This window comes from Pseudomonas poae (genome assembly GCF_001439785.1).
Taxonomy (GTDB): domain Bacteria; phylum Pseudomonadota; class Gammaproteobacteria; order Pseudomonadales; family Pseudomonadaceae; genus Aquipseudomonas; species Aquipseudomonas poae.
On the sequence record NZ_JYLI01000020.1, the window covers coordinates 26,076 to 48,928 of the forward strand.

Genomic DNA, 22,853 nt, shown 5'->3' on the forward strand with positions numbered 1-22,853 from the left:
TACTCAGAAAGTGCGCGAAATCGACGCGACCCAACGGTTGTCATCCGTGGAACGCACATGCCCGTCATCCTCGACCATGTACAGTTCCCGCGCCTTGGTCTTGACCGCTATCCAGTCGATGCCCCAGTCGAGACCCAACCAGCGGTGGCTCAGGCCGATGTCATAGTCGGTCGCATCCGCCTCGGAAAAATTGACGAATTGCTGGTAACCAGCGTGCAGCTTCAGCGTGGTGTTCATCCCCAGCGCATATTTGTAGTCCAGGTCATAGAGCATGCTGCCACGGGAGTTACGGTCGCCCTTGGCGTAGCATTCCAGGCCCTTGGTGGGGTCGTCGCGAAACTGCAACTGGGCTCCGCACACGCCGCCGGTGTTGGCTCCACGGTAGGTTTTGGACAGCACCCGAGCGACTCGACCTTCCAACGCGCCGTAGCCAACTTCCAACACTGCAAACTGGCTGTTGTAGTTGGTCGTGCGCTCATCGGTGGGAGTGAAGGTTTCAAAGTCAAATTTGTTCGGCGCCTTGAACTGCGCGCCAGGGAACATTTCCGCGGCCAGGCCCAAGCCGTAATGCCACGCTTCCGGATCGCCGAACCGATAACCGCCCGCCAGTAAAACGCCCACTCCGTCGCCATCAATGAATTGTTTTTTGCTGACCGTGGTGAACTCGGCAAGCGCGACCAGACCACTTTCATGGGCAAACTGAACGGTGACGCGGGCGCCGGGATGGTTCAACGAATCCGAAACGCCCCGGGTCCTGACATCGGATACAGCCTTGGCTGTGACATCAATGGCATAGCTGGCCATTTCGTCGGCGAATGCCAGGGACGGGCTGACGATAGGCCACAGCAAAGCAGCCATCAGACAATGGTGTGTCGTTGCACGCATGGTGCTCTCCTACAAGAAAGGTCGGATTTACAAAGTGCAAACCGGTGCAGGAGGCAGTGAGGCAACACGTTCGAATTGCTCTGTCTTGCCGAGTATCTCGGTACCGACAAAAGCCCGGACATTGAGGATCCCCTCTTTGACCCGAACGACGCCTTTGTATTTTTTATGATCGCGGGGATCAAACACCCAACCATCGCGCCATGCGTCCTGGTCGAAACGATCCAGTTGCATTATCTGTACGCCGCAATCGCTGGTGGTGGAGGCCATGTCCTTGACCCAGACCACCTTTCCACACAGCGCGCCGGGTTTATCGATGCAATCGTCGACTTTGACCACCGCATCCTTTTCCGAGGTAAGCCATAGACCTTTGGCTTCCTGTGGACCCGCAGCCGCATAACCGATGGAAGAGCACGCCAGTGCCAGTGAAAGGAACAGCCATTGCCGAGCGTTCATAGTCATCACCTGTATTTTTTGTTTTAAGAGACCGTCACACTAGCGACGCATCGGTTATGATAGTCATCGCTACACGATAGTTATAACTACCATTTTCTAGCTCAGCAACATTTTTTTTCATTTTGATAAGCTGATTCTTCAACCTTTCTTTGCTAGGTGCCTATGGCCAAGCCCAACACTGCCAGCGCCCGCGCCGTTACCGCCGGGAAAATCCAAGACCAAAAGAAATCGCCTGCGCAACAGCGCAGCACCGAGACCTACGAGCGGATCCTGGTCGCGACCGCACAGACCCTGTGTGATGTGGGAATCGAACGTCTGTCCACCAACCTGGTTTGCGAATGTGCAGGGCTCACGCCGCCAGCGCTGTACCGCTACTTTCCGAACAAATACGCGCTACTGAGCGTGCTGGGTGAGCGTCTGCTGGAAAAACAGAACGGCCTGATCGACCACTGGATTACCCCGCAATTGTTGTCCGGCCCGCCCGAGGATCTGGAATCGGCGCTCGCCGAACTGATCCTGGAAACCTACCGGGTCACCGATGCCACCTTGGGCGGCATGTGGATTCTCAAGGGGCTGCGCGCGGTACCGGCGCTGGAGCATGTGAGGATCGACTCCCACCGGCTGGTCTCAAGCGCACAGGCAGAAATCCTCGCGCAGGTGTTCCCGCAGGCAGATCCACAGCAACTCGCCACCGCCGCCAGGGTGGCGGTAGAGATGATCCACGCAACGATCGAGTTGTTGTTTGATGAGTCCCTGGACCCCAAGAGCGTGTGTGCCATGGTTGCCTCGATGATTATCAGTCATCTGGATCGGTTGACCCCGGCTCCAAACGTGTAAAGAGAGAGGAGCGAACATGGCCGGTGCGGACCCGTTGCCCGGCCGGATCGCACCTTCAACAGCAGCCCTGTGCCCTTTACCCTCCCGGCAGCGAGACCACGCGTCACCTCACTTACCGCTGAACTCATTGGGTCCTTCATGCGCCGTGTCGAAAATCCCCCGCCGCCCCCTGTTCGCAATTACGCCCATTACCATCAGGCGCTGGCTGGGGTGCAGCTAGGCCTGGGTTACACCTTGGCGCTGGAGGTGCCGATCGAATTACCGCCGGTGGGTATCATTTTGCTGCGTAACGGGCCGAGACCCCCCGCTGCAAGCACCCTCATCAAGGCGCTACACGAAGAGACGCTGGACATTGGAGGGCAGACCGCGCCCGAGTAAATGCTCAGGCGACGGTTGCAGTGACCAGGCGAGAATCCGGATTACACGCTGTCCCCGGCTTCAGACCGCAGCAGCAATGGCCTTGCCCAGCGATTCGGTGTTGCCGGTGCCACCGATGTCGGCGGTCAAGGGCGCATGCTCCGGGCCCATCGCAAGCACGGTTTCGATCGCTGTCAGCACGGCGGCGCCGGCTTCGGGATGGCCCAGGTGTTCGAGCATCATCGCGCCGCACCAGATCTGCCCGATCGGATTGGCGATGCCTTTGCCTGCGATGTCGGGCGCTGAACCATGCACTGGCTCGAACAGGCTCGGGAAGTTGCGCTCCGGGTTGATGTTGGCCGAGGGGGCGATGCCGATGGTGCCGGTGCAGGCCGGGCCCAGGTCGGAAAGGATGTCGCCGAACAGGTTGCTGGCCACCACCACGTCGAACCAGTCCGGGTGCAGGACGAAGTTCGCCGTAAGAATATCGATGTGGTACTTGTCGACGTTGACGTCCGGATATTTCTTGCCCATTTCCACGACGCGCTCATCCCAGTAAGGCATGGTGATCGCGATGCCGTTGGACTTGGTGGCCGAGGTCAGGTGCTTCTTCGGACGGCTTTGTGCCAGGTCGTAGGCGAACTTGAGGATACGGTCGACGCCGACGCGAGTCATCACGGTTTCCTGCAGCACGATTTCGCGATCGGTTCCAGGGAACATCTTGCCGCCGACACTGGAGTACTCGCCTTCGGTGTTCTCGCGCACCACCCAGAAATCGATGTCGCCGGGCTTGCGGTTCGCCAGTGGCGCCTTCACACCGGGCATGAGCCGGCAGGGCCGCAGGTTGACGTACTGGTCGAATTCACGGCGGAACTGCAGCAGCGAATCCCACAGGGAAATATGGTCAGGCACCACGTCCGGCCAGCCCACGGCACCGAAGTAGATCGCATCGTAGCCCTTGAGGGTGTCGAACCAATCGTCCGGCATCATCTTGCCGTGCGCCAGGTAATAATCGGCACTGGCGAAGTCGAACCAGTCCCATTGCAGCTCCAGGTTGAACCGGGCCGCTACAGCGTCGAGCACACGCACGCCTTCGGGCATCACTTCCTTGCCAATACCGTCGCCGGGGATCACTGCAATTTTGTACTGGGTTTTGCTCATGGATTCGACTCCAGGGTTGATGGGGGCAGGGTTCTCAGTGTATGCAGTGTGCTGGAATTAATAATTAGCCTTGATGGAAAGCCATTCTTAGTTTTCAGGAAAGAATCCATGAGCATGATCGATGACCTGAGCTTCTTTCAGCAGGTGGCTACGCGCACCAGCCTGACGCAAGTGGCACGCCATCTCGGGCTGTCGCTGCCTGCCGTGAGCAAGCGGCTGAGTCAACTCGAGTCCAGGCTTGGGGTGCAGTTGTTGCAGCGCACCACGCGTCGATTGTCGCTGACGCCCGAGGGCGTGCTGTATCTGGAGGGCAGTCGCCCGATTCTGCGCCAGCTCGAGGAACTGGAGAGCGCGCTCGGCAGCCGTCAGCCCACCTTGCAAGGCCGGTTGCGGATCAATGGCACGCTGGGTTTCGGGCGGCGACACCTCGCCGCCGTGGTCTCGAGCTTCGCCCGGCTGCACCCGGAACTTGAGATTTCTCTTGAGCTGACCAGCCAGCCCCTGAGCATGCTGGACGATCAATTCGATATCGGCGTGTGCATGGGCGAGCCACCGGACTCACGGTTGATTGGCATTCGTCTGCTGGAGAATCCACGCATTCTCTGCGCCTCTGCGGGCTACCTTGAAGGTATGCCTGAACTGACGCGTGTGGCGGATCTGGCACGGCATAACTGCATTGTTCTGCGGCAGTTTGGCAGCGACTACGCGATCTGGCGTTTCAGCAAGGATGGCCAGGAGTACTCGCACAAGGTCAGCGGGACGTTGTCGAGCAATGACGGCGAGGTCGCGTTAAGTCTGGCGCTGGACGGCCATGGATTGATTCTGCGGTCGCGCTGGAATGTTCAGCAGCATCTTGAAAGTGGCCGCCTGCAGGCGGTACTGACCGATCACCAGGCACCCCAGGCTGATATTTTTGCGGTGTATCAGCACCGACGGCATATCCCCCAGCGCATCTCGGTCTTCGCCCGTTACCTTGCCCAGGCGCTGGCGGAACGCTTGCCGTTCGCGGCCCTCAAGTGAGCAGCGAGAGGTGCGCCGTGCTGGCCAGTCAGGCCACTGACCTAGAGCGGTGCAGCAAAAAACGCCAGCACTTCTTCGAGCAGCAAATCAGGCACTTGCTCGGCGATGTAATGGCCGCAAGGTAGCGCCTTGCCGCGAACATCCAGGGCGACCTTGCGCCACTCTTCCAGCGGGTCGAAACAGCGTCCCACCGTACCCTCCTCGCCCCAGAGCACCAACAGCGGCAGCGTCAGATGATTACCCGCCGCGATATCGGCGCGATCGTGCTCCAGATCGATACCGGCCGACGCGCGATAATCCTCACAAATGCCCCGCGCACTGCCCGGACGTTGCAGGCAGCGCAGGTACTCGCCAAACGCTTCGTCGGTGAAGGGCTTGAGGCCGGCGCTACGGCTGCCCATCACACTGCGCAAATAGAGTTCAGGGTCTGCCTCGATGAGCCCCTCCGGCAATGGCGCTGGCCGAATGAGGAAGAACCAGTGCCAATAGGCGCGGGCGAAGGCTTCGTCCGTTTGCGCGTACATCGACAGGGTCGGCGCGATGTCCAGCAGCACCATCTGCTGCACCGCCTGCGGATGGTCGAGGACCAGGCGATGGGCCACGCGCGCACCGCGGTCATGGGCAAGGACCCTGAACTGCGCAAAGCCCAGCGATTTCATCAGCTCAACAGCATCGAGCGACATTTCACGCTTGCGATAACCTGCATGCTCGGCATCGGCAGGCGGCCTGTCACTGTCGCCATAGCCGCGCAGATCAGCGGCGACGACGGTAAAAACGCCCGCCAGCTGCGCAGCGACCTTGTGCCAGATCACGTGGGTCTGCGGATGGCCGTGCAACAGCAGCAGCGCGGGGCCACTGCCGCCAATGCGGTAACTGATGTTCACGCCGTTTACCTGGCGTTGTTCTTTCTGGAAACCGGCAAACATGATTCGACTCCTTAACGGTGAAGGCTCACTAAACAGCCGCAGAATAGCCCGGATTACGATGACAGTTCAGACACCAGACGACACCGGTAACAAGCAGTGCAATCGCCGCTATTTCATAGGCGTCGGGCAACCGCTGCTCCCATAGAAACCCAAAAACCAGCGCCGCTAACGTCTCAATCACGAGCACTTGTCCGCTGAGTGCCAACGGTAGGAGTCGGCTCGCCTGGTTCCAGCATGCGCCACCCACCACTGAAGACAAGATGGCTACGCCTCCTGCCACCAGCAAAAAATGCAGCCATTGGGCGCTGCCATGGGTTGCGGCCTGCAAGCCCAGCACAGGCGCCGCCACAAGCAGTGACTGAGCGCCCGTCATCACCCCTGTCAGCAGTGCCCAGTCATGGGAGGAGACGCTGGCTACCTGAACCAGCCGCCGAGCGTTGCTTACGGCATACCAACTCCACGTGACAAGAGCACCCACCGCGCATGAAATCCCGGCGATGGTCGCAAGCGTATCCAGCCTGTCGCCATTGATCAGGGCATGCCAACTGATGAGCATGACCCCTCCCACCGCGCAGCATAGCGAAGGGACGAGCTTGTACAACGAAACGGCGTTGGCGTCATGACGACCCGCCAGGGTGACGAACACCGGGATGAGTCCGACAATCAGCGACGTTGTGGCGATGCCAACCAACTGCACACCGGTGCCCACCAGTGTGTAGTAGATGAGGTTCCCTATCAGACTGAGCCAGAACAATGATTTCCAGTCAGCCACGGTCAGATTGGCGCAAACGCGCCGCCAGCGCGGCATCAGCAAAACCGCCGAGACCACGCCATAACAAAGAAATCTCAGAACTGCGAATTCCAGGCCGCTTAAACCGGGAGTCAGTTGGGGGCCAAGGAAGATCACGCCCCAACACAGTCCTGCGCACACGCCGTAAACAATGCCCTTGAGCAACGACCGATCAGCAAACATTTCACCCGTACTCCACAACGTAGTGGATGAAGTCTGCTGCAACTGATTCGGCAACTATTGTCGGTAGCTGTGAAGTCTTTTACCCAGGCTGTTTCTGCGCTTTACGATAAGCAGCCGGCGTTATGGCGGTTATTCGCTGCATGGCACGGGTCAGTGAGGCCTGATCGGAAAAACCTGCCCGCAAGGCAATCTCGGCTATGGGTAGCGAAGTTGCGCGCAACCATCGTTGAGCTTCCTGCAGGCGTAACTCAGTCAACCACGCTTGAGGGGTCATTTCGAACAATTGACGAAACCGCTGGTGCAGTTTACTCAGGCTCATATTGGCGACCTGAGCCATGCTTTCGTTACTCCAGTTCGCGCCAGGATTGGCCCGAAGACGGACGATCAATCGCTCCAGGGGATCGGAAACGCGAGGAGCACCAGCGCCAAGGGAAGAAAAAAGCAAAGGGCCCAGCTGTGAGGCCACGATGGACAGTTGCGCGTTCCCTATCAGCTCGGCGAACTCCATAAGCCGACGCGTTGCGGCGGGAATAGGCACGTATATTCTCTGAGCCAGACGCTCGATCTTTAGCGTTTCCAGGGTCGTCGGCGCACAGTCCAGAACCAGAAAGCGGTTATCGGCGTGCGTATGCTGCGAATGCACCGCGCCGGGTGTCACAAGTGCCGCCAGTGACTGATCGATGTAGCCACCGCGCCCCCCTACATCGATCTCCATTCGGCCACGAATCGGCAGCACCAATTGAGCATGCTCGTGATGGTGATGAGGGGCTTCCCGCTCGTAGCTGCGAACTTCAAGATTCAGAAACATTTGACGCTATCGCCCTTGTCGCAAGTTTTTTCATACACCATCGGTTGGCATTTACCTGACCCATTTACTGCCTAGCTACTAGGTGCTCAACTGCTCCTGGAGCCACGCCAGTAGCACTTGCACTTCAATCCGTTCATCCCCGCCATTTTCTTTATAAACAGAAATGGCATGGGGCAGAGGAACATATTCTGCACAAGGTCGCACCAAAGCGCCCTCCTCAATGAGCTTTCCGGCAGTTCGACGCCATCCCAATGCGATGCCATGTCCCGCGACTGCCGCCTGAAGCATCAGCGGGTAGCTATCGAACACCGTACCAGGCACATGATTCGCGATCGTCTTTCCAAACATCTTCAACCACTCTTCCCAGACCATAAAGTCAGGGGACGTAGAGCGATAGTGTAAGAGATTGTGCAGACAAAGTGCTTCAGGGCCAAGCAACTCGCCTGTGGCAAGGTAACTCGGACTGCATACGGGGAAGACTTCGTCAGCAGCCGTAAAGACCAGAGCATGTGGAACGCGGCGACAAAACGGCTGCCGATGGTGCTTTCCGGTCAGTTGATTTCACTGGAATCTTTGTTCGCCGCTGTCCTTGGTTTGCTCTTTATTGGGAGGTTCCCAACGCCCATAGAGGCGACAGGGCTTATTGCTGTGGTCATAGGGGCAGCAATAGCGGTTCGCGGCATTCTCGGCGCAAATGAAACTATTACCTGCTCAGTGGTCACTCGCTCCAACCAACCACGCCCTTGATTTCCAGGAAATCGTGAATGCCCCAGCCCGCGTACTCGCGGCCATTGCCGGATTGTTTGTAGCCACCAAACGGCGCGAACGTGTCCCAGCTTGGGTAGTTCAGGTACACCGAGCCGGCACGCATCTGTTTGGCCACGGCTCGGGCACGCTCGATATTACCGGACTGTACGTAGGCCGCCAGGCCGTACACGGTGTCGTTGGCCATTTCGATGGCCTGCGTTTCGCTGTCATAGGCAATGATCGACAGCACGGGACCGAAGATTTCTTCGCGGGCGATGGTCATCTGCGCCGTCACGTCGCCGAACACGGTGGGTCGCACGTAGTAGCCCTTGTCCAGGCCTTCGGGACGGCCCAGGCCGCCGCTCACCAAAGTGGCGCCCTCCTCGATACCAATGGCGATCAGGCTCTGAATCTTCGCGAACTGTGCGTCGCTGATCACCGGGCCGAGATTCGTGCCGGCATCCAGCGGGCTGCCGGTCACCAACTGCTCGGCGGTTGCCTTGGCAATTTCCAGGGCACGGGCAAGCTGCGCTCGCGGTACCAGCATGCGTGTCGGCGCATTGCAGGATTGCCCCGAGTTGGCAAAGCAGCGCTGCACACCCTTGGCCACCGCCACGTCAAAGTCTGCGTCTTCCAGCAGGATATTGGCCGATTTACCGCCCAACTCCTGAGCCACGCGTTTAACCGTGTCGGCCGCCGCCTTGGCGACCAGAATGCCTGCGCGGGTGGAGCCGGTGAACGAGACCATATCGACTTTCGGGTGGCTGGCCATATGTTGGCCTACATCCGCCCCGGTGCCGTTAAGCAGGTTGAACACCCCGGCCGGCACGCCCGCTTCATGCATGATCTCGGCGAAGATGATGCCGGTCAGTGGTGCGATTTCGCTGGGCTTTAGCACCACGGTACAACCGGCGGCAATGGCGGGTGCGACCTTGCAGACGATCTGGTTCAGGGGCCAGTTCCACGGCGTGATCAGGGCGCAGACGCCGATGGCTTCACGCATCACCTGAGTGATGCCGTGCGCTTCACTGAACTGAAATGTCTCCAGGGCACTGATGGTCGATTCCAGATGCGCCCGGCCACTCCAGACCTGCGAGTCACGGGCAAAATGCAGTGGCGCGCCCATCTCCTGGCTGACGGCCTTGGCCAGGTCTTCGTAGCGCAGGTTGTAGACCCGCAGGATTTCCTTGAGCAGTGCCAGCCGCTCGCTGACGGGGGTTACAGAGAACGCGGGAAAGGCCCTGGCAGCAGCGTCTACCGCGCTGTCCACGTCCGCCGCGTTGCCCACCGCGATACTGATGAAGGCTTGCTCCGTGGAAGGGTCGATCACCTCCAGCGTGTTGCCAGACTGGGTGTCGACCCACTGGCCATAAATGTAAAACTTGAGCGCATTGTTCATGGTTTATCTCTGGATAGTTCGGAAACGGGTGTCCTCAGCGGTCCGTTTCAAGACACGCTGACGGGCCAACACTCATGCGTGAGTAAGGTACCACCGCCAGTCCTGCTCTCCGACCTCGGCATTGAAGGTACGGAACTCGCGCCACTTGATCGCCAGGAACACCTTCATGAATTCAGCGCCCAGCGCCTCGCGTGCCCAGGTTGAACGCTCCAATGCCTGCAACGCGGTCAGCCAGTCGGTGGGTAGAAAATCGGTCGCCTGCTCGTAGCCATTGCCCACAATCGCCGCGCCGGGATCGCTCTGATGCGTGATGCCATGGTGAATGCCCGCCAGTAACGCGGCAGCGGCGAGATAGGGGTTGGCATCGGCGCCGCAAATGCGGTGTTCGATATGCCGACTGATCGCCGGGCCACCGGGTACGCGGAATGACACCGTACGATTGTTGACGCCCCAGCTTTTGGCCAGTGGCGCGTAACTGCCGGTCTGGAAGCGGCGATAGGAGTTGGCATGGGGGCAAAAGATCGCCAGCGCGTCGAACAAGGTTGCCATCATTCCGCCAATGGAGTGACGCAACAGCGGCGTGCCCTGTGGGTCTTCGCTCGCGTACAGGTTGTTGCCGTGCTCGTCGGCCAGGCTGACGTGCAGGTGCAGACCGCTGCCGGCCTGGTCGCTGAATGGCTTGGCCATGAAGCACGCTTGCAACCCGTGTTTGTTGGCCACACCTTTGACCAGGCGCTTGTAACGTACGCCTTCATCAATGGCCTGGAGTGCATCGAAACGATGCTCCAGCGTCAACTCGAGCTGGCCCGGCGCATACTCGGAGATCGCCGTGCGCACCGGCAAGCCCTGTAGCGCGCACGCTGCGTAGAGGTCATCCAGAAACGGTTGAACCTGTTCGAGTTCAAACACGCCATACACCTGCGGAGCAACCGGACGTACGCCATTGGTTTGCTGCGCCGGCTGCGGTCGACCGTTGACGTCGCGCTGTTGGTCCAGCAGGTAAAACTCCAACTCCACAGCCATGACCGGATGAAAGCCATCGGCTTTGAGCCGCTCGATGGTGTTCACCAACACATGACGCGGGTCCGCCGGTGCGGCGGGAAGACCTTGGGTCGGGTGCATGCTGACCTGCACTTGACCGGTGGGATGGGTGCGCCAGGGTTGCAGGGTCAGGCTTCCCGGCAAGGGGTAGCTCCAGCAATCAGCGTCAGCGACATCCCAGACCAGACCAGTGTCATCCACGTCCTCACCCTGCACGGTCAAGGCGAGAATGGAACTCGGCAGCGGCCGCCCATTGTCGTAGATCGCCAGCAGCTCATTACGATGCAACAGTTTGCCCCGTGGCACGCCATTCGCGTCGATCAGGAACAACTCGATGCTCTGCACTTCAGGGTGAGCGGCCAGATACTCCTCGGCCTCTTTTCTATCAGCAAATTGCATGGCAAACCTCTTGGCGCTCATTCAAGCGCCTTGGCAGTATTTGAAGAAAGTCGCGGCGTCACCGTTCACTTATGAGCAGGTGACCGAGTTCCCGGCAGGGCAAGCAGCGTGGTCAGCGCGTTATCCAGCTCGTCGATCAGCCTGTCGATATCCGCCTCACTGGTTTGCGGGCAGCACAGCGTCATGTTGTGAAACGGCGTGATCAGGATGCCGCGATTGATCAGGTAGAGGTGCAGCGCCATTTGAAGGCTGTCATGAAAAGCCGCCTCGGCTTGCGCACCGGTTCTGGGCGGCGTGGCACAGAATTGAAACTCACAACGAGCGCCCAACTCGGTAACCGACCAGTTCAGTTGATGGCGCTTGAACAATGCGCGAAACCCCTGCGCCAGTCGTGAGGCGACAGACAGCATGTGCTGGTAGGCCGCATCGGTCATGACCTCCTCAAGACTGGCGCGCATGCAACGCATCGCCAGCGCGTTGGCGGACAGCGTTGTGCCCATGCCGCTGTGCCCGTGGCCGCCGCCCTCTGCGCTCATCTGCACGTCGCGCATGGCCTGGGCAACGTCCTCCGTCACGCCGAACACAGCGCAAGGCACGCCCCCTGCGATGGGTTTACCCACCACGAAAAAATCGGGTTCCAACGCCCATTGGCGCGTGCATCCACCCAAGCCGGTGGAAATCGTGTGGGTCTCATCAATGACCAGCAGGCTGCCATAGTGACGGGTCAACTCTCGGCACTTTTGCATGAACCCAGGATCAGGCAGGACCATGCCGATGTTCGTCATCGCCGGCTCGCACATCAGCGCGCACACATCGCCCTGGGCCAACGCAGCTTCCAGTGCGGCGACATCGTTGAAGGGAATGGATCGACTGTATTGGCTCAAGTCGTAGGCCTGGCCCACAAGCCCTGGACGGTGCACTGTCTTGCCGTCGCGGTAGCGCACCATCACGTCATCCACGGTGCCGTGATAGCAGCCGTCGAACACCAGCAGGACATTGCGTTTGGTGATGGCACGCGCCCAGCGCAGCACGTAACGGTTGGCGTCAGTCGCATTGGCCGTCACCTGCCAGTAAGGCAAATCAAATCGCTGAGCCAGCAACTCGCCACAGACCACCGCGTCTTCGCCGGGCAGCATGGTGGTCAGGCCATTATTTGCCTGCTCGGCGATGGCACGGGCAACAGGATCAGGTGAATGACCAAACATCGTGCCGGTGTCACCCAGGCAAAAGTCAATGTATTCATGGTCATCAACATCGGTGAAGCGTGCGCCTTTGGCGCGCTGCACGAAGAGCGGCGAAGGCATCGACCAGTCGCTCATCCAGTGCATGGGCACACCGTTGAAGAGGTTCGCCCTGGCACGCTTGGCCAGCGCCATCGACGTTGGGTTGCTTTCTATGAAACGCTCACGCTCGCAGGCGGTAAACGCAGCAATCGCTGATTCACTAATTCCACTTTTCGACATGATCAAACACCCTGTGTTGATGACAAATATCGGTTAAACGTCGTGGCCGCTCGGACAGGAACACTCAACAGTCCTTTTTCCTGACCTCAGGCTCGCGCAGCCTTGTTCTCGATCAGGCAGTTGCCGCCGTCCACTACAATGACTTCACCGGTGATGTAACTGGATTCAGGCGACGCCAGAAATGCAACCGCCGCAGCCACTTCGCGAGGAGTGCCTGCCCGGCCCATCGGGGTGAAGCGCCCCGCCTCGGCTTCAACGGGTGAGGTTGACCCCGTCGTGATCCAGCCAGGCGCAATGCTGTTGACGGTGATCCCTTGCCTGGCAACTTCCAGTGCAAGCCCCATGCTCATGCCCACCATCGCGGCCTTGGCGGCGCTATAAGCCGCCTCGCCCGGATTGCTGCAGCGGGTGCCTGTGATGGAACTGATATTCACAATGCGCCCGTAATTTCGCGCCCTCATACCGGCCAGAACGGCTCGCGTCAGAAGAAAGGCCGTGGTCAGGTTTCTGCCCAGTGAAAGATTCCACTCCTGCAGTTCCATCGTTGCCAATTCCGAGAACATCTCGGGGCTTCCTTGCATGGCCATGCCGGCGTTGTTCACCAGAATATCGACCCGTCCCCAGACGGACTCCGCCCACAGGCTCAATTCGCGCACCTGACGTTCGTCAGTGAGGTCGGCTGGCCGGCCTTCAACGTCAAATCCCTCAAGACGTAACTCTTCAACCCGATCCGCAATGCGGTTGCTGCTGGCAGTGATGATCAACTTCGCCCCGGATGCACCTAGCCTGCGAGCAATAGCCATGCCGATCCCGGATTCACTCCCGGCACCACTGACGAGTGCAACATGCCCTCTCAATTGCGTATCCAACATGGGTGCCCCACGTATTTAGTTTGAAAGAGAGTAGAAACTAGGCGAATAAATCTGATACACAAAGACAATCATCATCAGAAAAACTGACAACCCCCATGGCGTTTACCAGTGAGTCACTTAAAATTTTCCTTTCGGTCATCGACAGCGGATCCTTTTCGGCGGCGGCGCGAAAATTGGGCCGGGTCCCCTCGGCCGTCAACATGGCGGTGTCGCAGCTTGAAGCAGAGCTGGATTTGTTGCTGTTTGACCGATCAACTCGCAAAGCCATTCCTACGGCCGCCGCCAAAGCACTTGAGCCCCAGGCACGACAAGTCGCGAGCCAGATAAACCTGCTGGATGCGCACGCCCTCCAGCTACATCAGGGGCTGGAGGAGCGCTTGGTCTTCGCGATGGCGCCGGAGTTGCAAACAGGCGTATGGAATCGTCCGCTGTCGATTATCGCCAGGGAGTTTCCCACGCTTGAAATCGAGATTCGCTCCGCGTCCCATCCGGAAGCAATGCGCATGCTCCATGAAGGGCGTGTGCAATTGGCGCTTGGATTTGAACGACCAGGGCTTGACGAGCGGGAAACATTTCTTGAAGCGGGAAGCCAGTTGTTGGTAGCGGTTGCTGCTCCAGATCACCCTGCGGCAGCCGGCAAGAAAAGCCCCTTAAGTGAGGAGCAACTGGTAAACGTTCGGCAGATCATCGTCGCCACAGGAGGACCTGCAGACTCTGATCCACGTGTTGTGCTGTCGCGGCGGATTTGGCACAGCGACAATTATCTGGCCACGCTGGACCTGGTGCAGCAAGGATTGGGTTGGGCCTATCTTCCAAAATCGCTGGTACATCCTCTCATCGCGTCAGGCGCATTGACGGAGGTGGTGTTTGACTACATGCCGAGTCAGATGCGGCTATGGGTCGATATCATCTGGGTAAAAAACCGGCCCCTGGGACTGGGCGCGCTTCGTTACCTGAGCCTGATACGCGAAATTACGGAGGGGGAGCCTCGTCGTATTTGATGAGTAAACGTGCACATTGAGGCTTGCATCGACGCCCACTCGCAGTAAAAACAGCCACCGCCGACTCACCCATTCCGCCTTTCGACATGATCATAATCCCTCGCCCAAGATAGGCCTCAATGGGCCACTGTCAGTTTCCAGCGGAAACGCCGCAATCAATCGCCATGTCCGCACCAGTGATGGATCGTGCACCGGGTTGGGATAGGAAAAACGCCAGCTCGGCAACTTCTTCCGGCTGGATAAATCGGGCGCGGGCACCTTGCGGGTACTTGTCCAACAGATCCTGATAGTAGGCCTGAGGGTTTCCCTGTCCATATTGAGTGGCTTGAAATTTGAGCATTGGGGTTTCGATATCACCTGGGGAAATAGCGTTGCAGCGCACGCCAAACGGTGCCAGGTCCAATGCCAGGGTTTTTGTCAGCAGAGTCACGCCGCCCTTGCTTGCGCAATAAGCTGCGGCGTTTCGATTGCCTTGCCGGCCAGCATCGCTTGAAATATTCAGGATCGAACCTTCGGATAATTTCAGATGGGGAATAGCGGCTGAGCACATGAAGAACGTAGCCTTTAGGTTCACGTCCAGAACGAGGTCGAAATCCTCTTCGGTAAACGCTTCAACCGGACCTTCGCGCCATACTCCCGCAGCGTTGATCAATACATCCAGCCGGCCCATCGCCATAACGGCTGCATTAACGGCCGCAGCACACACAGCGGGTTGACGAATATCACCGCAAAAAATGCCTGACACCCGATATACAACCTGTAGGTCTGCGAGCTTTTTCGCGTCCAGATCTGTTGCGAAAACCTTGAAGTGTTCATTTAAAAAACGCTCAACCAACGCGCGGCCAACACCACCTGCTGCGCCAGTGATAAGTACAGTTCGAGGGGCCATGGAACTTCCTGCCAAGATAGAGTTTAAGAACGTGTGGGATGCATCCAGACTTAAGGAGCCTTGTGCTCGACCAAGCAATTTCCACCCGATCCGGCTGACAATCGATACGTAACTCCGTCGATAGCTGGCTACACCCTATTCGCCAGGTTTGGTCGTGGTGGAGCTGGGAATTTAGGTGCTTTTATCTGATAAAAAAAAGACGATTAATATCAGAGAAATTGACAACGGCAGGGTATTTACCAGCGAGTTAATAAAGCGCCTCCTCTGATCATGGACGCTGGCTCTTTAGGACGCGTTGCACGAGCAAGGATGTCGAGCGTCAGATAGCAGATGGAACAGAGGCCTGGGTTGTGAGGTTCAATCCTTGCTTCAACGAGCGCCAACCCGTTGCAGCGAAGATCGAACAACTCATCAACCCCATCGTTATCAGCCACCTGGCTCAGCGCTTGTGTAGCCGCTCACCACACCGCGATATGCGAATCCGCCCGTGGCTCAGTACCCCCGCATAGAACACCGGTGACCGGGTCGCGCAGGATGATCTGCCCTCGCCCGTAGTCGGTGAGGTCGCTGTCGGTCTGCACCTTGTGCCCGCGCCGCGCCAGCGCATTGACCAGGTCGCGGGAGGCACCGTGTTCGATGCCGACCTTCATGTCGCCCAGCCATTGCCAGCGCGGTGCGTCCAATGCCGCCTGGGGGTTGAGGCCGAAGTCCACCAGGTTCATCACCATCTGCACATGGCCCTGGGGCTGCATGTAGCCGCCCATCACGCCGAACGGGCCAAGGGCCTCGCCGTTTTTGGTGAGGAAGCCCGGGATGATGGTGTGGAAGGTTTTCTTGCCCGGTGCCAGGCAGTTGGAATGCGTCGGGTCGAGGCTGAACTCCTGCCCGCGGTTCTGCAGGGCGATGCCACTGTCGGGCAGCACCACGCCGGAGCCGAAGCCGTGATAGTTGCTCTGGATAAACGACACCATGTTGCCTTCGGCGTCGGCGGTCGCCAGGTACACCGTGCCGCTGGCATGGGGGTCGCCGGGTTTGGGCGGCTGGGCCTGCTCGCCGATCTGGCCACGGCGACGGGTGCTGTAGTCGTCACTGAGCAGGTCGGCCACCGCCACGCGCATGTGCGCAGGGTCAGTGATGTAATGCAGGCCGTCGCTGTAGGCCAGCTTCATGGCTTCCAACTGGCGATGCCAGGTCTGCTGACTGTCGCGGTGATCGAAGCTGAAGCCTTCGAGGATCTTCAGCGCCATCAGTGCGACCAGGCCCTGGCCACTCGGCGGAATTTCCCATACGTCGACGCCACGGTAATTGACGTGGATCGGCTCCACCCACTGCGCGCGGTAATCCTGGAGGTCGCTGGCGCGCAGGTAGCCGCCGCTGGCGCGTGAATGCGCATCCAGGCGCTCGGCCAGAGCGCCGCGATACAGGCTTTCGCAGCCAGTGGCGGCGAGCTCTTCCAGGGTGCGGGCCTGGGCCGGGTTGCGGAAAATCTCGCCCGCCTGGGGCGCGCGCCCGTCGATCAGGAAGGTGTCGAACCAGGCTTGCAGCACGTCATCGCGCTGCGGGCCGAATTCGTTCAAGGCGATCTGCCATTGATGCGCAACCACCGGCGACAACGGGAAACCGTCGCGCGCCAGGCTGATGGCCGGCTGCAGCAAATCGGTGAACGGTAATTTACCGAAGCGTTTGGACAATTCGGCCCACGCCGACGGGCAACCGGGCACCGTCACCGGGGTCCAGCCGTACAGCGGCATCTGTTGATGCCCCGCCGCCTTGACCGCCTCGATACTCAAGGCGGCCGGCGCGTGGCCGTTGCCATTGAGGCCGTGCAACTGACCCTTGCACCACACCAGCGCAAAAGCGTCGCCGCCCAGGCCGCAACCGGTGGGTTCGACCACGGTCAGCGCGGCCGCGGTGGCGATGGCGGCATCGATGGCATTGCCGCCCTTTTGCATGACTTCGATGCCGGCCTGAGCGGCCAGTGGCTGGGAGGCGGCGACCATGCCGCGCTTGGCGAACACACTTTGGCGTTGCGACGGATAGGGGTATTCGTGAGCGGAAAATGTCAACATGGCAAAGGCTCTTCCAAAAAGGTCATAACACGCGACTGAGAAACGCCCGGGTTCGCGGATGGCTGGGATGGCTGAAAATCTGCTCCGGCGGCCCTTGTTCGATCAATTCGCCCTGATCGAGCACCACCACGCGGTCGGCCACTTCACGGGCAAAGCCCATTTCATGGGTGACCACCACCATGGTCATGCCCTCCTCCGCCAATTCCTTCATCACCTGCAGCACCTCGCCGACGGTTTCCGGGTCGAGGGCGCTCGTGGGTTCGTCGAACAGCATGGCTTGAGGCTTCATCGCCAGCGCACGGGCAATCGCCACCCGTTGCTGCTGGCCACCGGAGAGCATTGACGGGTAGTGGCCGGCCTTGTCCGCCAGGCCGACCCGCGCCAGCAAGCCTCGGGCCTGCTCCAGCGCCTGGGCACGCGGCACGCCGAGCACCTGGATCGGCGCTTCGATGATGTTCTCCAATGCGGTCATGTGCGGGAACAGGTTGAAGCGCTGGAACACCATGCCGATGTCGCGGCGCTGGCGGGCGATGTTGCGCTCCGAATCGCGCACCAGGCTGCCATCGGCGCGTTCGCGATAGCCCATGGCGCGGCCGTTGACGCGAATGCGCCCGCCCTGAATGTCTTCAAGCAGGTTGATGCAGCGGATAAAGGTGGTCTTGCCCGAGCCGGAGGCGCCGATCAGCACCACGACTTCGCCGCGTCGCACTTGCAGGGAGATGCCCTTGAGGATCTGCAACTCGCCGAACGACTTCTGAACATCCAGTGCCTCAATGATCAGCTCTTCACTTTGGTGCGCCATGGTTAACGTCCCCTCAGCAGTTTCAGGGTGCTGCGACCGAACATGCGGCTGGCGGCCGGAGGGGGCGCCGACGGTCGATCGGACTGGCCGAAGCGGTTTTCGAGCCAGCGCTGGAAAAAGCCCCACAGGGTGGTCAATGTCAGGAAGTAAATCGCGACGACCAGGTACAACTCGAATACGCGAAACGTCGCCGAGGTCACCATCTGCGTGCTGAGCAACAATTCCTGCACGCCGATCACACTGACCAGCGTGGTGTTCTTGAGCATCACGTTGAACTCATTGCCCAGTGGCGGCACGATCACCCGAAACGCCTGGGGCAGCACGATGCGGCGCATCAGCTTGCCGAACCCCATGCCCAGGGAGCGTCCGGCTTCGTACTGGCCCTTGTCCACCGCGCCGATGCCGGCGCGGATGATTTCGGCCATGTACGCGCCTTCATTCAGGCCCAGGGCGATGATCGCCGCCTGGATATTACCGGGGATGATCAGCCCGAACAGCTCGATGTCCTCGAAGCGGAAGATCCCACCCGCTGCCAGTGCGGTGTACAAAAACACGATCTGCACCAACAACGGCGTGCCGCGCATCAGCCATACGTAGAGGCGTACCGGCAGGTGCAGCAGCGGGTTCTTCGACAACCGTAACAAGGCCGCCGCCAGGCCCAGCGCACAGCCGAGCAGCATCGCCAGCACGCTGATCAGGCACGTCAACCACAGCCCGGTGAGGTAGACCCCACTGGGCTGCAGCAGGTATTGCCAGAACACATCCCAATTGAAATTCATCGATATGGCACCTCAGTCGAGTGTGTCGCTGCTGACATGCCATTTGTCGAGCAATTGCACATAGCTGCCGTCGCTGCGCATGTCGCTGATGATCTGCTGCACGGCGGCGGTCAGTTGCGGGTCGTCCTTGCGCATGCCCAGGCCGGTGAGGATTCGGCTGAAGGCCGGCACGCCTTCCTGGAACAGTTCCGGGGCCATCGCCGCGTAGTAACCGGCGGTTTCCACGGTGGTGCCATAGGCGTCGACCTGGCTGATGCGCAGCGCCTGGAAGGCATCGGTGTCGGTGTTGTAGACCACCAGTTTCATCGGTGGCTTGCCGGTCTTGGCCAGGCTTTCGTTCTGCGCGTCGAGCAGGGTCTTGATCGTGGAGCCGTTGAGCACGGCGACCTTGTGCCCGGACAGATCATCCAGGGTCTGGATGCCTTTGGGATTGCCCTTGGGGACCACCACCGACTGGCTGGAATACATGTAGTTGACGATGTCGATCACCTGGCGGCGCTCGGGTTTGTCGAACAACTGGTCGACGATCATGTCGCACTGCTGGGCAAGCAGCGCTGGCACCAGGCCGGAAAACGGAATGACCCGCCATTGCACGGTTTTATTGCCCAGGCGCTTGGCGATTTCCAGGCCCAGGTCGACGGTGAGCCCGCGTGGTTTCTGGGATTCGTCGAAGGACACCAGGGGCGGAGAATCCATGCCCGAGCAGTAGGTGAGTTTGTCGACGCTCTTCAAGCGCTCAGGCACCTGGGCTGCAGCGCAGGCCCACTGTGTGCAGAGCCCCAGGGTGACAGCCACCAGCAAGGCGCGGTGTTGTTTATGCATGACCAGACACTCCACTTCGTTGAAGAAAGGGGCAGGAAGCAACGTTTAAACGTGGGCGGGTTCGGACCCGCCTCTGTTATTTTTCCAATTGCAGAAATTGAATCAGCAGCGGCACGGTGCTTTCGATGTGTTCGCGCACCACGGCTTCGGCGAGGGCGGCGTCACCGACGCGAATCGCGTCAAGAATCACCGCGTGTTCCTGGCGCGCGCTGAGGGGTTTTTCGCTGTGATGCAGCCACAAGCGCATGGGCGCTTCCACCAGCGAATACAACGCCGAAATCTGCTTCATCAAGCGCGGCCGGCCGCTGAGCCCGCACAGGTATTCGTGAAAGGCACGGTGGCAACGTACCCACGCGGCGCTCTCATCGCGGTAGTCATCCATCTCGTCCAGCAGCCGCTCCAGCGCCGCCATCTGGCGCTCACCGATGCGGCTGACCGCGACGCGCACCGCCAGGCCCTCAAGAGCGCTGCGCATCTCGAACACCTCATGCAGCTCATTGATATCCAGGCCGCTGACGATGGCACCGCGATTGGGCCGCAGCGTCACCAGGCCCTGGGCATCCAGACGGCGGAATGCTTCGCGCACCGGCATGCGGCTCATGCCGATCTCGCCGGCGATATCCTCGGCAATCAGGCGATCACCTTTGCGTAAACGACCGCCGCAGATGGCGTCGAGAAGAAAGTTGTAGGCCTCCTCTTCGGCAGTGAGAGGCTGGCGATCACCATAAGCGGGGGCAAATTGCATTGGCAGCCTCTTTGTATTTTTGTATCCAATTATCCATGGATGCAGCAGAGCACAGTGCGTGCCAATAATAGCGTTGCTGGGTTAACTGACTGATTTGGATGCGTTCTTCGGTTTCATACCCGGAGCGCTGGCCCAGGCGGATAGGGCCATGTGCTACCAAAAGGCACAGCGACGCCCTGCTTCTGTGCACATCAAACACGCTGTGGTTGGCGTAATGCCCGGCGATAGGCCACGGGTGGCACCCTCGCAGGGTCGAGCTGATCAGTCGTCGAGGTCAGCGAAACCCACGCTACAACCCTGTTTACTGGATACCTTTCTCGGCGCTCTTATAGCAACTAAGCGAAGCGGCAGCGCATGCCATTAATTCAATATCAAATTTTGGCTAACCGCTAATAAAACTTATACGAAGCGGCGCGCACAGCGAACAACGTGTACAAGTATTTTCACCAAACTACCGTTCATCGCCATACCGAAAAATTTTCAAAACATTCGCCGTTTCCGACGTATCGGAATCTATGTCCGGTGCATAAACGGATAACTAGCGAAACGACATTTTACTTGGAGAATTACTATGACCACGAGTAATAAAAATCCCGGCAACTTCGCCAACGATCATCAGAAAGCATCGGAGGCGGGAAAGAAAGGTGGGCAGGCGTCCGGCGGCAACTTTGCCAATGACCGTGAAAAAGCATCGGAAGCTGGCCGTAAAGGTGGCCAGAACAGCCACGGTGGTGGCCGCAAGTCTCAATAGCGAATGAAGTTGGGGGCGGCATCGCTGCCCCTTCCTTATTACCAAGAGGCATTAATCATGCGCGCGTCAACTGTTTACTCGCGACACGAGCGGCATCGCGAACCCCGTGCCAATGTGCAAACGCACACTGATATAAACAAACGCTTTAATACAGAAACATGCTTTGAACGTCAGCCAGTCGCGGAGTACGCCGACGCCACTCTTGGCGCATCGCTAACGCCACCGCTGTGTGAAAGGCACTTATAAGTAAGTGAGCACATCCTCCTGATGTGTAAGTGCCGTGCAGATCGAAATAAACGTTGCACAACCGACATAACGAAGAGGTAACCGAACATGAGCAATCAAGACAAGCAAGGCCAGATGAGCGTCAATGAAGCGGGCAAGAAAGGCGGCGAAGCCACTTCTGCCTCCCATGACAAAGAGTTCTATCAGGAGATAGGCAGCAAGGGGGGTCAGAACAGCGGCGGGAATTTCAAGAACGATCCCGAGCGCGCCGCCGAAGCCGGCAGCAAAGGGGGCCAGAACAGCGGCGGCAACTTCAAGAACGATCCCGAGCGCGCCGCCGAGGCCGGGAGCAAAGGGGGCCACAACAGTGGCGGCAACTTCGCCAATGACCGTGAAAAAGCCTCCGAAGCGGGCCGCAAAGGCGGTGAAAACAGCCATGGCGGCGGTCGCAACAGTTGACGCGCCTGACGCAGGGGAGCCCAGCTCCCCTGTTTTGATCGAAGAGGGACACCATGCCGGTACACATCATCAATTTCACTGCGCCGATTACCGCATCGACCTGCAGCCAACTGATCGAAAAAGCCTCCCTGGCCGTGCAGGCCCAGGCCTCGCGCCTGGTGCTGAACATGGCGACCATGGGCGGTGAATGCAGCTACGGCTTCACGATGTACAACTTCCTGCTGTCTTTGCCCATTCCGGTGCATACCCATAACCTGGGCACCGTAGAGTCGATGGGCAATATCATTTTTCTCGCCGGTGAACGCAGGACCGCGTGCACCCACAGCAAATTCCTGTTCCACCCGTTTCACTGGCATGTGCAAGGCGCCGTGGACCATTCGCGCATGTCCGAATACGCGATGAGCCTGGACTATGATTTGCAACTGTACGTACGCATCGTGGCCGAACGCACCCAGAACGCGCTTGAGCCACTGGACACCGAAAAGCACCTGATCGCCGCGCCGCGTATTCTCGACCCGCAACAGGCCATGACCAGCGGGCTGATACAGGGGATCGAGGCGCCGGTGATCCAGACGGAGTGTGTGAGCAGCTTCATTCACAGTTAGTCTGTGTTGCGTGCCAACGCGCGCTGCAATAGTGGCACTAAAATATCAACTAAGCGCTCGTTTGAATTTCTCTCGTTTTTGCGCTTGAAAACGTCCACGTCTTCCTTGATTGTGAGTGTGCATTCATTCAAGGAGGAACCGTGATGCCCGAGTTACAAGCGAACCGCTGCTGCGTTAATTGCAAACAACCCTACACACCGGCTGCCGAAGAGCCGACCTATCTGGTGTCCACGGCGGCGGATTTGCTGTGTTCCAAGTGCAGGCAGGCTTATTTAAACGATGTGCTGACTCATGCACTTCAGCGCAGCGTTCAAAAGTTATGTTTGTTGCAGGAGCGCCGAAGAAAACAGTAGTGCTTATTGACA

The 22,853-nt window shown here is 59.1% G+C and carries 24 protein-coding genes and 1 pseudogene; 8 read left to right on the top strand and 17 right to left on the bottom strand.

Annotation, left to right across the window (positions count from 1 at the left end):
* Positions 1-3: 3 nt before the first annotated feature.
* Positions 4-885, bottom strand: coding sequence for a TorF family putative porin (locus tag TU75_RS20780; protein WP_060549974.1), 882 nt, complete (start codon positions 883-885; stop codon positions 4-6).
* 27 nt (positions 886-912) lie between these two features.
* Positions 913-1,338: a DUF2147 domain-containing protein gene (locus TU75_RS20785; protein WP_060549975.1), complete on the bottom strand. Its 426-nt coding sequence runs from the start codon at positions 1,336-1,338 to the stop codon at positions 913-915.
* A 162-nt stretch (positions 1,339-1,500) separates the two neighbouring features.
* Between TU75_RS20785 and TU75_RS20790 the strand changes: the two genes are divergently transcribed.
* Complete coding sequence (locus tag TU75_RS20790; RefSeq protein ID WP_060549976.1) at positions 1,501-2,175, top strand: TetR/AcrR family transcriptional regulator; 675 nt, start codon at positions 1,501-1,503, stop codon at positions 2,173-2,175.
* Positions 2,176-2,613: 438 nt separating this feature from the next.
* On the opposite strand, the gene TU75_RS20795 is transcribed toward TU75_RS20790, so the two are convergent.
* The gene (locus tag TU75_RS20795; RefSeq protein ID WP_003236525.1) at positions 2,614-3,693 is read right to left on the bottom strand and encodes a tartrate dehydrogenase; all 1,080 of its coding nucleotides are present in this window, start codon (positions 3,691-3,693) and stop codon (positions 2,614-2,616) included.
* Positions 3,694-3,801: 108 nt separating this feature from the next.
* On the opposite strand from TU75_RS20795, the gene TU75_RS20800 reads away from it, so the two are divergent.
* The gene (locus TU75_RS20800; protein WP_060549977.1) at positions 3,802-4,713 is read left to right on the top strand and encodes a LysR substrate-binding domain-containing protein; all 912 of its coding nucleotides are present in this window, start codon (positions 3,802-3,804) and stop codon (positions 4,711-4,713) included.
* A gap of 41 nt (positions 4,714-4,754) precedes the next feature.
* Here the strand turns inward: TU75_RS20800 and TU75_RS20805 are convergent, their stop codons facing one another.
* From TU75_RS20805 to TU75_RS20820, 4 genes are all read right to left on the bottom strand, one after another.
* The gene (locus tag TU75_RS20805; RefSeq protein WP_060549978.1) at positions 4,755-5,639 is read right to left on the bottom strand and encodes an alpha/beta fold hydrolase; all 885 of its coding nucleotides are present in this window, start codon (positions 5,637-5,639) and stop codon (positions 4,755-4,757) included.
* 28 nt (positions 5,640-5,667) lie between these two features.
* Positions 5,668-6,612: a DMT family transporter gene (locus TU75_RS20810; RefSeq protein WP_003236533.1), complete on the bottom strand. Its 945-nt coding sequence runs from the start codon at positions 6,610-6,612 to the stop codon at positions 5,668-5,670.
* Positions 6,613-6,691: 79 nt separating this feature from the next.
* On the bottom strand, positions 6,692-7,420 hold the full coding sequence (locus tag TU75_RS20815) for an AraC family transcriptional regulator (RefSeq protein WP_060549979.1): 729 nt from the start codon (positions 7,418-7,420) through the stop codon (positions 6,692-6,694).
* A gap of 78 nt (positions 7,421-7,498) precedes the next feature.
* The gene (locus TU75_RS20820) at positions 7,499-7,975 is read right to left on the bottom strand and encodes a LysR substrate-binding domain-containing protein (RefSeq protein ID WP_331716369.1); all 477 of its coding nucleotides are present in this window, start codon (positions 7,973-7,975) and stop codon (positions 7,499-7,501) included.
* On the opposite strand from TU75_RS20820, the pseudogene TU75_RS28165 reads away from it, so the two are divergent.
* Positions 7,931-8,167 (top strand): annotated as a pseudogene (locus TU75_RS28165) (DMT family transporter); the annotation flags it as partial. The gene TU75_RS20820 and the pseudogene TU75_RS28165 sit on opposite strands and share 45 nt — an antisense overlap.
* Here the strand turns inward: TU75_RS28165 and TU75_RS20825 are convergent.
* The 4 genes from TU75_RS20825 to TU75_RS20840 all read right to left on the bottom strand — a co-directional run bounded on the left by TU75_RS20825 (position 8,139) and on the right by TU75_RS20840 (position 13,341).
* Positions 8,139-9,566 (bottom strand): aldehyde dehydrogenase family protein, encoded by a 1,428-nt coding sequence (locus TU75_RS20825; protein ID WP_060549981.1) that lies wholly within the window; start codon positions 9,564-9,566, stop codon positions 8,139-8,141. The pseudogene TU75_RS28165 and the gene TU75_RS20825 sit on opposite strands and share 29 nt — an antisense overlap.
* A gap of 72 nt (positions 9,567-9,638) precedes the next feature.
* On the bottom strand, positions 9,639-11,006 hold the full coding sequence (locus tag TU75_RS20830) for a glutamine synthetase family protein (RefSeq protein WP_060550019.1): 1,368 nt from the start codon (positions 11,004-11,006) through the stop codon (positions 9,639-9,641).
* Positions 11,007-11,071: 65 nt separating this feature from the next.
* Positions 11,072-12,469, bottom strand: a complete 1,398-nt coding sequence (locus tag TU75_RS20835) for an aspartate aminotransferase family protein (RefSeq protein WP_060549982.1) — start codon at positions 12,467-12,469, stop codon at positions 11,072-11,074.
* A gap of 86 nt (positions 12,470-12,555) precedes the next feature.
* Positions 12,556-13,341, bottom strand: a complete 786-nt coding sequence (locus TU75_RS20840) for an SDR family NAD(P)-dependent oxidoreductase (RefSeq protein WP_060549983.1) — start codon at positions 13,339-13,341, stop codon at positions 12,556-12,558.
* Positions 13,342-13,436: 95 nt separating this feature from the next.
* Here TU75_RS20840 and TU75_RS20845 point away from each other — a divergent pair, with 95 nt between their 5' ends.
* Positions 13,437-14,342, top strand: coding sequence for a LysR family transcriptional regulator (locus TU75_RS20845; protein WP_060549984.1), 906 nt, complete (start codon positions 13,437-13,439; stop codon positions 14,340-14,342).
* A gap of 130 nt (positions 14,343-14,472) precedes the next feature.
* Here the strand turns inward: TU75_RS20845 and TU75_RS20850 are convergent, their stop codons facing one another.
* The 6 genes from TU75_RS20850 to TU75_RS20875 all read right to left on the bottom strand — a co-directional run bounded on the left by TU75_RS20850 (position 14,473) and on the right by TU75_RS20875 (position 20,448).
* The gene (locus TU75_RS20850) at positions 14,473-15,231 is read right to left on the bottom strand and encodes an SDR family NAD(P)-dependent oxidoreductase (protein WP_060549985.1); all 759 of its coding nucleotides are present in this window, start codon (positions 15,229-15,231) and stop codon (positions 14,473-14,475) included.
* A gap of 458 nt (positions 15,232-15,689) precedes the next feature.
* Positions 15,690-17,300, bottom strand: a complete 1,611-nt coding sequence (locus TU75_RS20855) for a gamma-glutamyltransferase family protein (RefSeq protein ID WP_060549986.1) — start codon at positions 17,298-17,300, stop codon at positions 15,690-15,692.
* A gap of 22 nt (positions 17,301-17,322) precedes the next feature.
* Positions 17,323-18,102, bottom strand: coding sequence for an amino acid ABC transporter ATP-binding protein (locus tag TU75_RS20860; RefSeq protein WP_060549987.1), 780 nt, complete (start codon positions 18,100-18,102; stop codon positions 17,323-17,325).
* A gap of 2 nt (positions 18,103-18,104) precedes the next feature.
* On the bottom strand, positions 18,105-18,881 hold the full coding sequence (locus TU75_RS20865) for an amino acid ABC transporter permease (RefSeq protein ID WP_003236553.1): 777 nt from the start codon (positions 18,879-18,881) through the stop codon (positions 18,105-18,107).
* Positions 18,882-18,893: 12 nt separating this feature from the next.
* On the bottom strand, positions 18,894-19,703 hold the full coding sequence (locus tag TU75_RS20870) for an ABC transporter substrate-binding protein (RefSeq protein ID WP_003236555.1): 810 nt from the start codon (positions 19,701-19,703) through the stop codon (positions 18,894-18,896).
* A 76-nt stretch (positions 19,704-19,779) separates the two neighbouring features.
* Positions 19,780-20,448: a GntR family transcriptional regulator gene (locus tag TU75_RS20875; RefSeq protein WP_015371964.1), complete on the bottom strand. Its 669-nt coding sequence runs from the start codon at positions 20,446-20,448 to the stop codon at positions 19,780-19,782.
* Between the two features lie 571 nt (positions 20,449-21,019).
* Between TU75_RS20875 and TU75_RS20880 the strand changes: the two genes are divergently transcribed.
* The 4 genes from TU75_RS20880 to TU75_RS26990 all read left to right on the top strand — a co-directional run bounded on the left by TU75_RS20880 (position 21,020) and on the right by TU75_RS26990 (position 22,841).
* A complete protein-coding gene (locus TU75_RS20880) occupies positions 21,020-21,199 on the top strand; it encodes a con-10 family general stress protein (protein ID WP_003236559.1) in 180 nt (59 codons plus the stop codon).
* A gap of 333 nt (positions 21,200-21,532) precedes the next feature.
* Positions 21,533-21,883, top strand: coding sequence for a con-10 family general stress protein (locus TU75_RS20885; protein WP_015371963.1), 351 nt, complete (start codon positions 21,533-21,535; stop codon positions 21,881-21,883).
* 53 nt (positions 21,884-21,936) lie between these two features.
* Positions 21,937-22,488 (top strand): ATP-dependent Clp protease proteolytic subunit, encoded by a 552-nt coding sequence (locus TU75_RS20890; protein ID WP_003236563.1) that lies wholly within the window; start codon positions 21,937-21,939, stop codon positions 22,486-22,488.
* Between the two features lie 143 nt (positions 22,489-22,631).
* A complete protein-coding gene (locus tag TU75_RS26990; RefSeq protein WP_080627569.1) occupies positions 22,632-22,841 on the top strand; it encodes a hypothetical protein in 210 nt (69 codons plus the stop codon).
* The last annotated feature ends 12 nt before the right edge of the window (positions 22,842-22,853 follow it).

What these genes read in the sequence shown, in the direction of transcription:
- TU75_RS20780 (WP_060549974.1), bottom strand. Translation starts at nt 885, where the DNA reads ATGCGTGCAACGACACACCATTGTCTGATGGCTGCTTTGCTGTGGCCT.
- TU75_RS20785 (WP_060549975.1), bottom strand. Translation starts at nt 1,338, where the DNA reads ATGAACGCTCGGCAATGGCTGTTCCTTTCACTGGCACTGGCGTGCTCT.
- TU75_RS20790 (WP_060549976.1), top strand. Translation starts at nt 1,501, where the DNA reads ATGGCCAAGCCCAACACTGCCAGCGCCCGCGCCGTTACCGCCGGGAAA.
- TU75_RS20795 (WP_003236525.1), bottom strand. Translation starts at nt 3,693, where the DNA reads ATGAGCAAAACCCAGTACAAAATTGCAGTGATCCCCGGCGACGGTATT.
- TU75_RS20800 (WP_060549977.1), top strand. Translation starts at nt 3,802, where the DNA reads ATGAGCATGATCGATGACCTGAGCTTCTTTCAGCAGGTGGCTACGCGC.
- TU75_RS20805 (WP_060549978.1), bottom strand. Translation starts at nt 5,639, where the DNA reads ATGTTTGCCGGTTTCCAGAAAGAACAACGCCAGGTAAACGGCGTGAAC.
- TU75_RS20810 (WP_003236533.1), bottom strand. Translation starts at nt 6,612, where the DNA reads ATGTTTGCTGATCGGTCGTTGCTCAAGGGCATTGTTTACGGCGTGTGC.
- TU75_RS20815 (WP_060549979.1), bottom strand. Translation starts at nt 7,420, where the DNA reads ATGTTTCTGAATCTTGAAGTTCGCAGCTACGAGCGGGAAGCCCCTCAT.
- TU75_RS20825 (WP_060549981.1), bottom strand. Translation starts at nt 9,566, where the DNA reads ATGAACAATGCGCTCAAGTTTTACATTTATGGCCAGTGGGTCGACACC.
- TU75_RS20830 (WP_060550019.1), bottom strand. Translation starts at nt 11,006, where the DNA reads ATGCAATTTGCTGATAGAAAAGAGGCCGAGGAGTATCTGGCCGCTCAC.
- TU75_RS20835 (WP_060549982.1), bottom strand. Translation starts at nt 12,469, where the DNA reads ATGTCGAAAAGTGGAATTAGTGAATCAGCGATTGCTGCGTTTACCGCC.
- TU75_RS20840 (WP_060549983.1), bottom strand. Translation starts at nt 13,341, where the DNA reads ATGTTGGATACGCAATTGAGAGGGCATGTTGCACTCGTCAGTGGTGCC.
- TU75_RS20845 (WP_060549984.1), top strand. Translation starts at nt 13,437, where the DNA reads ATGGCGTTTACCAGTGAGTCACTTAAAATTTTCCTTTCGGTCATCGAC.
- TU75_RS20850 (WP_060549985.1), bottom strand. Translation starts at nt 15,231, where the DNA reads ATGGCCCCTCGAACTGTACTTATCACTGGCGCAGCAGGTGGTGTTGGC.
- TU75_RS20855 (WP_060549986.1), bottom strand. Translation starts at nt 17,300, where the DNA reads ATGTTGACATTTTCCGCTCACGAATACCCCTATCCGTCGCAACGCCAA.
- TU75_RS20860 (WP_060549987.1), bottom strand. Translation starts at nt 18,102, where the DNA reads ATGGCGCACCAAAGTGAAGAGCTGATCATTGAGGCACTGGATGTTCAG.
- TU75_RS20865 (WP_003236553.1), bottom strand. Translation starts at nt 18,881, where the DNA reads ATGAATTTCAATTGGGATGTGTTCTGGCAATACCTGCTGCAGCCCAGT.
- TU75_RS20870 (WP_003236555.1), bottom strand. Translation starts at nt 19,703, where the DNA reads ATGCATAAACAACACCGCGCCTTGCTGGTGGCTGTCACCCTGGGGCTC.
- TU75_RS20875 (WP_015371964.1), bottom strand. Translation starts at nt 20,448, where the DNA reads ATGCAATTTGCCCCCGCTTATGGTGATCGCCAGCCTCTCACTGCCGAA.
- TU75_RS20880 (WP_003236559.1), top strand. Translation starts at nt 21,020, where the DNA reads ATGACCACGAGTAATAAAAATCCCGGCAACTTCGCCAACGATCATCAG.
- TU75_RS20885 (WP_015371963.1), top strand. Translation starts at nt 21,533, where the DNA reads ATGAGCAATCAAGACAAGCAAGGCCAGATGAGCGTCAATGAAGCGGGC.
- TU75_RS20890 (WP_003236563.1), top strand. Translation starts at nt 21,937, where the DNA reads ATGCCGGTACACATCATCAATTTCACTGCGCCGATTACCGCATCGACC.
- TU75_RS26990 (WP_080627569.1), top strand. Translation starts at nt 22,632, where the DNA reads ATGCCCGAGTTACAAGCGAACCGCTGCTGCGTTAATTGCAAACAACCC.